Genomic DNA, 10,665 nt, shown 5'->3' with positions numbered 1-10,665 from the left:
GATAAGGAGGCCGTCCAGGCCATTCCAAAGCGAAAAGGCTACAAGACAGTCGACGGTCGTGTCCGCAGGGCGGGCGGCTCCCCGCACATCAAGGAGGGTGAGAAGAGCCGCATCGTTGACGTTATCAAGCAGTTCGAGACTGGCGAACGGAGCGAGCCAATCACTTGGGGAATCCTAGAGCAACTCACTGGCCGTCCCACCCGGTCAATGCACCGCCACAACGAAATCTACAACACCTATGTTGACGCGAGGGTGGCCCAAGCCAAGCGCCGGATGGACGAGAAGGCGGGGAAGAAGTCACGGTTTTCCGGTTCGCCGGAGTCCGAGGCTGAGCGCCGCATCGCCGTGCTGGAAAAGGAGTTGGCTGAGAAAAAGGCAACAATCGCCCATTACGACGGCATGTTCGAGCGCCTCATAAAAAATGGGTTTCAGAAGCAGATCGACGTGCAGCAGTTACTCAACGAAGTACTTAAGCCTAAGGTGACGCAGAAGTCCCTTAGGGAGCTGGACAAGGGGCAGGAACGGCGGATGCTCGACACCATTGAAAGCTTGGACAGCGACTTCGCGCATCGGATGGACGATGACAGGCAGTGAGAGCGCCCAAGCCATGAAGGTGATGTATTAAGAAGCCAAATAATCCCCCATTGATGGTTAGATGCCCAGGGACTCGGCTTCTCGGAGGACACTGGTAACTACTTTTCGTTTTATCTGCGGCGCTTATCGATAATCAGAAAGCACCGCAGTCACCTACGGCGCTTTCGTCTTCTTGGTGGTCATTGCCATCCCCGGCTGTACCGCAACTCTAACTTAACCCGGATAAGGGGTTTTTCAGGCTATTGTTCCGGGCATTCAGCAAGGCTTTATCGTGTAAAGACATGGGGAGAGAGCTGGCTCGGGAAATTTGTACAGCGAGATAAGTGGAGTTTCCGCCTGAAAGCGGCCGGTATGGGTGCCGTACAGGAGAGACCATTCCTGGCCTGCGGGAAGTGGCAATCTCGATAGATGTCCAAGTGGGCGTGTAAATTAGGGTCGGAACTTCCAGGGAAATCAATTAGCTACACGCGGATTGGCAAGAACGGTCATGCGGGGAAGAACCATTCCCCACAGGTTCTTCAGAAAATCTGCCAGATGGCAAATAAGCCTTTGTTTAGAATTATTTTTTTCGTCAGTTTAGCCTATGCAACAGATGGTAGTCCCGCTCAGCGAAGATGTAGCTTTGCCAATTTTGACACTCTTGTAAGATGGGCCATATACTTGAGGGTTTAACGGACTAATGTTGCATTTTAGGCAGGTGGGAGGATTTCACCAGTTTGGATTGGCAGCCTGTACATCTCGGGAGCGGCATCCTTATTGACGTGCAGGTGGGCGAATAGAGCGACGCGGCGCTCGATCATCGCGAGGGACTTGGAAACGACAATGGAGCGCCGCCGCAGGGCCGCGGTCCAATGCCGTTGCTGGCCGTTGTTGCGTTCTAAGGCGACCGTCTCGCCCTTGTCTTGGTAGTGGCCACCGACGGCCAGCACCAGCGGGTAAACGACATAGTTGTCGGAGCAGAACAGGCGCACTTTCCAGCGGGCGAGGCGCTCGAACAGCCGCCGGAAGGTTCGTTCGTCGCGAGCGCCGCACTCCCAGTCGATGAGCCGTCCGGTCGCGCGATCAAAGGCCTTCCAGATCCAGACCTTGGTGTCCTTGCGCTGCAGGAAGTGCCACATTTCATCGAGTTCGATCACCACCGCCTCGCCCGGGGGCGGCTTGGTGCAGAACCGATCGACATAGAGGCAGACCCACCGCAGCACCGACTGCGCCGTGGTGCCGAGCAGGTCGGCCACGGCGTTGAACGACAGACCGTAGCCGTACAGGCTGACCGCTGCGCGTTTGGTCGGTTCCGGCGTACCGTGTCCTTCAAGGCGAGTGAACTGGTAGCGGCACCGTCTGCAGCGCTATCGCTGCTGGCCCGCGACGATGCCGTACCGGATCAGGCGCCGACTGCCGCATCGTGGACAATGAGGAAGAGAGAGGACCATCGAAAGGCAAAACTGTGAATGCCTCCAGGTTATATAAAATCCGACATTAGCTCGTTAAACCCTCCTATCTTGCCCTCTTCGAATTCGTGCACAACGCCAGATGCCGGGGCAAAGCCTTGCTCGGAGCCCTCTTGGCTGCCCTGCTGCCCACCACCCCGAAACCCGATTAGAGATTCCCCGCGCGCGGGCGCGCACCACCGGGCCATGAAAATATGGTGAAGCCGCTGGTGCTGGTTGGCGAGAGTGTCGATCTACTAGATGGCGATCGCAGGGAGGTCGGGTTTTGGCAGGTGACCCAATTCCGCAATAGAGCCAATCAGGATTGATGAATGAGCGCTTCTGTTCAGCTTCAGCTGATTGGAAAGCGCTCAATCAAACCGTGCTAATCTCATCGGAATCGGTATCACTCTATAGATCAAATGAATCCTGCGTCAAGGGGGTGCGGCGTAATATCGCGACCCCTATGTACGAAGCATGAACAAAATCGATGCTTCCGGCGCCTCCGACCAGAAATATGATACCGATACGGCAATCTTCGTGCCCACCGGGAAAGTGGTGGGTTCAGAACAGTTGCCGGAGATGTCGCGGCGTCTCGGACCCAAGACCCTGTCCGGTCAGTTCGAGTGTCCGTCGGATTTCTGCACCGCTCACATGACGGCAGCCAACCGATTGGGCGGCATCGGCAGGAATAGCCAGAATCTGACGCCCTACTTCCGCTTGATGCCGGGAAAACTGCACTCGAAGGAGTGCGATTACCCTAAGATCAAGCGCAAATCGGGCGGCGAAAGCGAACCCGGCGAACGCGCGAGGAACAGGCCGCCGAACTTCATCGAGTTCAAAAGCCTGCCTGAAATGCGCCTGCCGTCCCCGCCCGCTCCGGCTGTGGTCATGCGCGAAGACATCTCGCCGGATTTCATCCGCGAGGATATCCAGAAGCGGGCATCGGACACCAATCTGCGTTGTGCTTGCTGGTTCTTCTCCACGGGCCGGCTGGGACCGCCCGCCGATGACGGAGAGGAAGATTATTATATTCCGACGCCGGTCCGTGACCGCCTGGTTCAGACTCTTCGGGTCGTCGGATGTGATGGGTCTTACTCCTACGGCACCGTGTTCCGGCACACCCTCGACCTTGAAGGGGCCAGTCCTAATATCCGGCAAATCCTCTATGCCAAACTTGATCCCGACAACCTGCCAAGGATAATCGACGACGTCCTGCTGGTGCCGCTTTATCGTCCAGACCTGCCGCTGAAGGAACGGATGGAACACAAGGTCAGGCTGAACGTCAAAAACTGGACCTCGGATCAGAAAAAGAACTTCCTAAAATTCGCGGAGGCGGCCTGCGAAGCTGCGGATGGGCTGGTCCGTCCCTGGTTTTTCTTTGTCGGACGGGTTTCTCGTAAGCCTGATGGCGTCCCAATCGCCGATCCGGGCTGTGCCCCCAGCGTCTTCGTGCTGCCGTGCGCGATGCCGGAAATCCTGCGGCCTCACTCCGAGGCCGATTGGGAGGAGGAACCGGAAAGTCCGGCAGCACCAGTAGAACCGAATAAGAAACCCTGGACTGAAGACGCCTCGGGACAGGGCGGATTGTTCACCACGTCAGTCTGGTATGTTATGATTTATCGTTTCGTGACAGCCTCTCAATGATCAATAAAGCAAACTCCTCTGGGCTCTTTTGGCGGAGATCAACATACATGACCGTTTTGAGTAGTCCTGGGATAGCTGTATCATCAAATCTGGCTGGAAGTATATATTCCCTGCTGGCTAAAAACGCTTTAGACTGCGCGCTTTCGCGCTCGTGGTTGGTCCATAGCTTCTGGGCATAGGCTTTCGACACAAAAATAACAGTATATTCAGATGACTCCGCATAAATATACCTCAAATATTCGTAGAGATTTTTACCCCATAGCGTTGCTTCTTCAAATTCGTCATAGAATACTTTGACGCCCGCATTCCGGAGAGACGTAGCAACAGTCCTAACATATGTGCGATCTTCGCCGGCGAACGATAATGCGACTTTATACTCATGATTAGATCCGGCCCTGCCTCTGGGCATGATCGAATTGTCCGATATGACCTGCGGCTGCATTTTGATGATTGAGATAGGTGTGGTCTCGGCGGTAGGTTCCACGACCGCGTTGACTGATTCTTGCGGCGGTGCATCGGACCGTTCAACCGAAAATGGCGTCAAAGGGTTATCCGTCAACGATGGACCGAGGCTGGCATGCCGGGCAAAAACCTGAGCGTTGACCGGGGCTTGTCCCTTACTCTTCAGCGTATTGGCTAAGGTGCGAAAATAGGGCGCTTTCGCCCACTGTGGATAGTCGCCAATAACGTAGAGCCTTGTCTTGGCGCGGGTCAGGGCGACGTTCAGGATATTAGGTGCTTTGGCGGCGTACCTTGCGATGGCGCTCGGCCGGGCCGGATCGCATCCGAGAAGCAGAATGACGACGGGCGCCTCTTTGCCTTGGAATGTATGTACAGTACCTATAAACTGGGCCAACTTGGCATCGTCATCGTCACCAGGAATCGCTCTTAGTGCCGCTCGAATTTCGGGTTTTTTGATGAGAAGCTTGCGCAGCCCCTCTTCGACCTTTTTGAACGGCGAGATGACATAGACGTTCGCTTCGTTATTGAGGTTGTACAGTCCAGTGGTCTCTGCGATCCTGCAGATGATCCGAGCTGCCATGTCGCCTTGGGCAGGTATCCAGTGCCCGATTCCGTTGCTGGCTGGCACGTCGATCCAGCAGCTCTCGCCGAGCCACGGAGCATCCTTCCCGATGGTGCCGTAGACCATCATGTTGTCGTAGGCGATGGCATTAGCGACGCTGAACATAGGCTCCAGGCACCGACGATGGACTCGTAGTGGTGCGCCGAGCCACTTCCCGTCTAGCTCTGTGCCAAAGCGGTTAGCGCGATCCGCCAGGACCTGTGTAGAGCAGCGGATGGGATGCCATTCGTCGCCTATCCCACACCGCTTGCGCAGCATGTCTATAGCGTCCTCGGGGATGATGACTACCGGCTCAACCTGCAGTGGGTCGCCGACCACAACGATACGTTTCGCTCGCCAGATACCGCCGGCGGCTGCTTGCGGCGTGGCTTGGCCAGCCTCGTCGATAATAAGCCAACCGAGACTCTCTTCGCCGAGACGGTCGAACATCCGCCCAAAGGATGCGAAGGTCGTGGACACGACAGGGACAACCAGGAATAAGGTGTTCCAAAGCGTCCGCAAATCCTCTGGATCTACCCAGTAGCGTAACGGGTTCCCCGTCAACACCGCTATGATTGAACGAAGGTTGCTGACCACCTCGTTGCGGTTGGCGGCTAGGAACGACTTGTGCAGAGTGACGGCAGCAATGAAGACCTTGTGACGCAGGGTCCATAGTGACTCATCGTGCCAAGGTACTTTCGTCTGTCTAACCTTCTCGTCCAATGAATACACCGCCCAGTCTTTAAGCATCTCCCGGCTGACGCCTAGACGTTCCAGTCTCTGCTCAGTGTCTGCTTTCAACGCACGCAGGCGTTTTGCCTCGACGAGCTGCTTCTTGAGGGTGCTTCTCGTCAGAGCCAGAGACTTGGCAACTGCTTCGACTTCGATCTCGGCTTCCCTGCTCGTTCTCTCGGTCTCGTAGCTTTGGGCGAGGATATCCTGAAGTGGCGGTATAATGTCCCAAATCTCGCTAGCGTGCTCCTTCGTCGCAACGAAAGCCTCCACCGCGGAGGCATGATTCATCGCCCAGATCCTGTTGTCGGATAGTGATTTTTCGGCTCTAACGTTCTCCTCCGCTGCCTCCATTTCCTCTTGTTTCCGCAACGCGACCATTTCCATCATATTCCCGAATCGCTCCTGCCACTCCGCGCGCTTGAAAGGGCGAAAAATGCGTATGAGCCATCCGGGTTCTAAGCGGCGCAGGTTTTCGAATTCCTGTTGAGCAGCAGCGGCCGCGGCCTGCGCCATTTGGTGCTTCTGCTTCGCCTGGCTCAGAGCCGTTTCCCAGTCAGACAGACAGCATTCTGGCCTGGGCCTGATGGCCTCCATCCGTTCCAAGTCACCTTTGGCGGAGTAATATTGACGAAGAATACCCAGGACTCTGACCACCTCGTTCCTTACTTGCGTGGCCTGGTTACTTGCCTGCAGGGCGGCACGGCTGCGGGTCTCATCGGCTTCAAGTGCTTCTTCCAGGCTTCGGACTTGCGTGTCTAATTCATGGAGGAACACATTCGTTTGCCACAGTTCATTGGCACACTCAGCCTGCCGCTGGCGCAGGGCGATCCCGGCTTGGGCGGCGTCGACTGCCGCCCTGTACTCTGCTCGCGCCTGCGCCCACGGCTTTATGGCGTCCCGAGCTAACTCCCGGTCGAGCGCCTCTGGGAAGGAGATAAAAGGGTTCTCCAACTTCCTATGCGACGGCTGCGTCGCACCGGAGCGTCGCGACAAGTTCTCCCTGGATTCCTCAACCTCGCTCTCCGTTCCCCAAAAGCGGGTGGCAAATGCCTCCCGGTTTTCGGTATTACCGAGAACGGCAGCAATTGTCCCCCAAGTCGCTCCTGGGCAACGCTCTTGAGCCTTGATATCCGAGACGGCCAATCCGTCCGAGACATCGGCGAAGTAGTCGAGCCTGATCTTTACCCCGGACTCCTCTGCGTCGATCGCTTTGGCCGACGGCAACTCACGGGAGACGTTCTCGACCGCGCCGTTGTTGCTCGAGGCCACCACAATCCCGAAGCCATCCAGGTCACCGTGGAGGCCGCAGACCGTGTAGTCCGGAGCTTTGCTGTGGATCTGTCGAGCAGCGCGGAATGCTTCCCTGGGATCCTTGAAGCGTGATAGGTGCTCCGCCCGTTCAGTCACTACTCCGGCGACGATGTCCCGAAGAAGGGTCGTTTTGCCGGTTCCCGGGGGTCCATTGATGGCAAATATGCCTGCCTCAGGCATGAGGTCGCGCATTATACGATTGACCGCGAACTGCTGCGCTAGCACTAACGGCCATCGGGACGGCCAGCACCCGATCGGAAGGTGGGAGGGCATGGTGCTCTCCTGAATATGGCTGCTGCCCGCCTCGGTTCGGAGATCGATGCGCCCCTCCGACAAGTTACCTTGTAGGTACTGTTTGAGCCCCGCACCGACCCTATGCTCCAGAACGGCCTTGCGCACCGCAAGTAGGTCGGCGGCGATGAAACTGTTCAAGATGTCGTTGGTGGGATCCTTTGCCCTAGATTTTTGGCACTGGAACGCCTTTACCCGGACTAGGGACCGCAGACTCTTCATCGGCGTCCAGCCGCACTCCTCGAACACCATTTTTTCAACGGCCCGGAGATCTTCTACGCCCAACGGCCGAAGCTCACCTTTCTTTACCTCTTCGCTGGGTAGAGGAACCAACTTCCGTTCAATGAGCAAGTTGGCGGCCTTTTCCTTGAGGCGAGCCTCGAAGCCGGTTTGTCCATCAAATCCGGAAAAGTCTATATCACGCTCTCGGGCCGCAACTAAACGACCCATAGCCCAAAGCAAGCTTGAGAAAGCAACGCTGCCGATCGGGCGACCGGAGGCATCGGTGTCGATTATGATTGTGGCCGTTTCCCCGCGTGTGTTGCTCGTTTCCTCATCATCGACCTGCAGGAGCACGGCCAACTCCTCTAACAAGTCCGGCATGGAAAGCACGCCGAAGCGAACGGAAAACCGCCATTCCTTATTTGATTGAGTTGGGCGTATCCTTTCTCGGCGGCCGGACTGATTCCACGGAAGCTCTTCTGTGCGGGTGGCATCCCAAATATTCAGTTTAGGATTAACCTTGTCCAACGGTGGGGGCGCCAAAAACTCAAGACAGAGCCAGAAATCAAGAACATCTGTCATTCTCTTGCTATCCAATATCTTAGGAGATTGACCGATATACTTGTTATATTCTGTGGTTATCATGGATTTTCTCGAATTTTATTGAAAAAGATGTATTGCGCTGGAACCAATAGACCGGTTCCCCCAACGAGCGACAGCGACGGCTGATCCGCGAACTCACCTACGAGTTCTGCCGGATGCTGCGTCACTATTTCGAATACCTCAATCATCATGTCGAAGAAGAGGTGGTATTCGAAGCCTACCTCACGAAGGTCCAAATCTTCCTCAGCCACTCGGAATACGATGAAGATGGTGAACGGATCGCGAATGCGATTAGTGATTGGCTCCACAGCAGACACGGACTGCCACGCTTCTTCGACGTGCATGATAGGCCAACAGACCTGCGCATCCACAAAGCTGCGTTTCAACAAGTGCGGGTCAGCACGATGGTAGAATGTTTGCACGGCTTCCGTGAGCTACCTCACTGGAGCATTAATCAGGATTTCACCAGCAGACCGCTCCTCTGAAGGCCTCGCAGGATGAGGGCCGCCGCCTCCGAGCCGCGCCATACTCCCAGCAGCTCACGATTCTCCTGCTCGGTGAGACCATTGTTCAGCCCGTCCGGACCGACGGCCGCCAGTTTGCCGATGATGTCATCATAGCCAGGTCCCTTCTCCTCATCCAGCCGCTCCGGCCAAACCGAATCGCCTAAAATCGCTTTTCCCGCATCACGTACTGAACCGCCATACCCGCCGATCAGGTAGACCGGTTGGCCCTGATCCAGTGATACCAGCACCTCTTCCAAGATGCCGGGCATCAATCCGGAGTAGTCATTGACTTTTCCACCGACCGCGATCCGTCCCCTGCAGGCCCGTTGCATCTCTCGACGCATGCCGGACAGGCTTTGAGCCTTGCAAGCCGCGTCGAATGATGCGGTGTTAACGGACGCCGCCGCGAGACGGTAATCGTCCTGTCGGGGCGTGCCGTCCTGGTCGAGGAATAGCACCAGCGCCGCCGACTCCAATGCCGCGAGCTGCTCTTTCACTTCGTCCCGGGTCCAGGCAGCATGAATATACCAGGGCAGAAAATTTACCAGAGGCTCGGCCTTCGTATCCCGTTTGTATCGCCTGATCGTTTCAGCCAGTAATTCCGTGTAACCGCCCCGGCGAAGGTCGCCACCATAGCCGAAGGCGATACCCATTGACAGTCCCAGTCGAACGATATCCACGACGGTCGCGCTCTGATGCTTGGCGCTGAGCCCCAGCCCGTCGGCATCAGGTGAGTCGGAAATCGAAAGCGCAAGCAACGGCTGAAAACTGGCGTACAGGTCCGTCATGGCGCTACCCCAAGGGAGTTCCGGATCAACAGTTCGGACGGTGTCGAGAGTTCCGTTGTTCCCAAAAGCGAGCTTATGACTTTCCTCTCCGCGTTCCCCAGCGGCGGATCTGGGTAGACGATGTGCTTCACATGTGTATGTGCCAGAACTGTCAACAGTTCCGGCGACCGAGCCATCAGCCGCGTATCATTGGAACTCGCAAGATCGAGCAACCGATCTGATGAAGCTCGCCATGCCAAGTGACGCAATGTTTCATCAAGCAGCTTCGCGACGGCTTGGAAGCCGTACGACTTAATTGCTTCGTCCGCTATGGCCTTGTTCAAACGGCCGTAAGGTATAGGGCAGCAAATTGCGGGAATGTTGCCGAGGTAGGGCATGCTGCGAATTTCACCTTGATGCACGGCATTCAGCACCACAATCGGAACGCCCTTGCTCTTCGCTTCCAAGACCTCAATGCGACACCACTCCCGTCCCGCGAACGCATCGGTCAGTACAACGAGCACGGCACTATCGCCCACTTCATCCCTAATGGCGCCGTCGAAGTCTTCGCCCAACTGGATGGAATTTTTATCAAAAAAGGTGTGCAAACGGGACTCGCTATGCAAGTAAGATTGTAGCGCTTCCCCCAGCAGCGCGCCATCCACCTTGGCATGGCTAATGAAGATCTTGACCGGCGGGTCTTTGCCGGATGTCGGTGGAATTGCGTCCCCATTTTCCAACGCTTCGGCCCAAGGACGCAGCAGGCGGCAGAAGCCATGGGCGAGTTCGGCGCAAAGCTGGGTGAGGCCTGCCTTGTCCATGCGTTTTGCCGCGCTTATCCTTTCCGCCTGCGGGCGAATGTACTTTTCTGGGAGATTCTTGGAGACGGTCATGTTCACGGTGAAAAGGCGCGCACGGCTGCCAGCATTGACGGCGGTTTCACCGACTCCGTTCAGATAGCTGACCCAAGTTGTATCGAGCAGCGCTGTGTCGTCGATGATCGGCACTATCGCGACGCAATCATCCGGACCTAAGGCAATATTCAGCGGAACCGTCAGTCCTCGCGCTGGAGCGCTACGGAAAAAGACCTCCAAGCCGAGTCCGTGATCAAGCCCTGCATCGTGATCACGATAGAAATGACGGAAGATCGCGTGGGCGACGGAAGCGGCTATTTCGCTTTTCGGGTGCCAGACGACCTCAATGCGGAATCTTGGGCGATGAATCATGCACTAACAAATCCAACCAACCATGCTGAAGGATAGTAAACTGATTGCAACCATAATATCAAGGGTATTCACAATCAAAGATAGTGCGCAGACGAAAGATCAATGAATGCGCCGTCGGATTTTAAACTTATCGATAAGGCTATGCGGCATTTATGGCTCGACGCTTGATCGGCTGCGTTATTGCCTTTGAAGTGGTTGGCATCGTGAACAAGAGCAGGGAATACGACCATCGCCGCTACCTGGCGGCGCTTGAAGCACTGCCGCGCCTGCCAT

Annotated in this window: 6 protein-coding genes and 1 pseudogene; 2 read left to right on the top strand and 5 right to left on the bottom strand. The window is 56.1% G+C overall.

Going from position 1 to position 10,665, the window contains the following annotated elements:
- Positions 1-594, top strand: a 594-nt coding sequence (locus AC5JJ6_RS25075; protein ID WP_496044677.1) for a hypothetical protein, incomplete at its 5' end; no start/stop codon positions are given.
- A gap of 689 nt (positions 595-1,283) precedes the next feature.
- Here AC5JJ6_RS25075 and AC5JJ6_RS25070 read toward each other — a convergent pair.
- A pseudogene (locus tag AC5JJ6_RS25070) lies at positions 1,284-1,928 on the bottom strand (IS1 family transposase); the annotation flags it as partial.
- Between the two features lie 570 nt (positions 1,929-2,498).
- Here AC5JJ6_RS25070 and AC5JJ6_RS25065 point away from each other — a divergent pair.
- Positions 2,499-3,668, top strand: a complete 1,170-nt coding sequence (locus AC5JJ6_RS25065) for a hypothetical protein (RefSeq protein WP_496044676.1) — start codon at positions 2,499-2,501, stop codon at positions 3,666-3,668.
- Here AC5JJ6_RS25065 and AC5JJ6_RS25060 read toward each other — a convergent pair.
- The 4 genes from AC5JJ6_RS25060 to AC5JJ6_RS25045 are packed head-to-tail and all read right to left on the bottom strand — an operon-like array spanning position 3,634 to position 10,392.
- Complete coding sequence (locus tag AC5JJ6_RS25060; protein ID WP_496044675.1) at positions 3,634-7,872, bottom strand: TIR domain-containing protein; 4,239 nt, start codon at positions 7,870-7,872, stop codon at positions 3,634-3,636. The genes AC5JJ6_RS25065 and AC5JJ6_RS25060 overlap by 35 nt on opposite strands.
- 59 nt (positions 7,873-7,931) lie before the next feature.
- Positions 7,932-8,315, bottom strand: coding sequence for a hypothetical protein (locus AC5JJ6_RS25055; protein ID WP_496044674.1), 384 nt, complete (start codon positions 8,313-8,315; stop codon positions 7,932-7,934).
- A gap of 32 nt (positions 8,316-8,347) precedes the next feature.
- Entirely contained in the window at positions 8,348-9,187 is an 840-nt protein-coding gene (locus AC5JJ6_RS25050; protein ID WP_496044673.1) for a hypothetical protein, read from the bottom strand.
- On the bottom strand, positions 9,184-10,392 hold the full coding sequence (locus AC5JJ6_RS25045; RefSeq protein WP_496044672.1) for a toll/interleukin-1 receptor domain-containing protein: 1,209 nt from the start codon (positions 10,390-10,392) through the stop codon (positions 9,184-9,186). The genes AC5JJ6_RS25050 and AC5JJ6_RS25045 overlap by 4 nt, the downstream gene beginning before the upstream one ends.
- Positions 10,393-10,665 lie beyond the last annotated feature (273 nt).

The sequence above is a fragment of the Skermanella sp. genome (assembly GCF_059503625.1).
Note: the sequence above shows the minus strand (reverse complement) of the source record. Positions and strands in the feature narration are given on the sequence as shown.